Here is a 343-nt window from a genome sequence, read left to right as displayed (position 1 = left end):
ACAAGCAGCGGCGCGGCCCTGCTCGACGTCAGCGGCGTGGGCAAGCGTTTCGGTGGCGTACAGGCCCTCAGCGAAGTGGGCTTGCGCATCCAGGCGGGCCAAGTGCATGGCCTGATCGGGCCGAACGGCGCGGGCAAGACCACCTTTTTCAACACCATCACCGGCCTGGTGCCCAGCGACAGCGGGCGCTTCGCCCTGGCTGGTCGCACCTACAAGCCCACGGCCGTGCACAAGGTGGCGCAGGCAGGCATCGCGCGGACCTTCCAGAACATCCGCCTCTTCGCCGACATGAGCGCGCTCGACAACGTCCGCGTGGGCCGCCATGTGCGCACCCGCGTGGGCT

General features: G+C 69.1%; 1 protein-coding gene. It reads left to right on the top strand.

What is annotated here, in order from left to right:
- The coding region (locus tag A6X21_RS09695) for an ATP-binding cassette domain-containing protein (RefSeq protein ID WP_205847446.1) at window positions 1–343 on the top strand (343 nt) is incomplete at both ends.

The sequence above is a fragment of the Planctopirus hydrillae genome (assembly GCF_001707835.1).
In the GTDB taxonomy this organism is placed as follows: domain Bacteria; phylum Planctomycetota; class Planctomycetia; order Planctomycetales; family Planctomycetaceae; genus Planctopirus; species Planctopirus hydrillae.
Note: the sequence above shows the minus strand (reverse complement) of the source record. Positions and strands in the feature narration are given on the sequence as shown.